General features: G+C 50.2%; 1 protein-coding gene. It reads left to right on the forward strand.

Annotated features, from left to right (window positions below):
- Nucleotides 1-544: aminotransferase class III-fold pyridoxal phosphate-dependent enzyme (locus A3739_RS05655; protein ID WP_156502376.1), on the forward strand; the 544-nt coding region annotated here is incomplete at both ends.

The following is a 544-nucleotide window of genomic DNA, read 5'->3' on the forward strand; positions in this document are numbered from 1 at the left end:
AACCAAGATGTGGTCGAGGCGGTACAAAAGCAATTGCAACAGGGCTTAGGATACGGAGCTCCGACTGAACTCGAGACGGTGATGGCTAAAAAGGTCTGCGAGCTAGTTCCCTCGATTGAAAAAGTGCGCATGGTCAGCTCAGGCACAGAAGCAACAATGAGTGCTATTCGCCTCGCACGTGGGTTCACCGGTCGCGACAAGATTGTTAAGTTTGAAGGATGTTATCACGGCCACTCAGATTCGCTACTTGTTAAAGCAGGTTCTGGCGCTCTTACACTAGGCGTTCCAAACTCTCCTGGCGTTCCAGCAAGCCTTGCAGAGCACACCATTACCCTGCGTTTTAACGATATAGACTCTGTCCGCCAAGCTTTTTCAGAGATTGGTAACGATGTTGCCGCGATCATCGTTGAGCCCGTTGCAGGCAACATGAATTGTATTCCGCCTGTGCCAGGCTTCCTTGAAGGGCTTCGCGACATTTGTGACGAGTACAAAAGCGTACTCATTTTCGATGAAGTGATGACCGGTTTTCGCGTCTCATTAGGTG

The sequence above is a fragment of the Oleiphilus sp. HI0067 genome, from assembly GCF_001635735.1.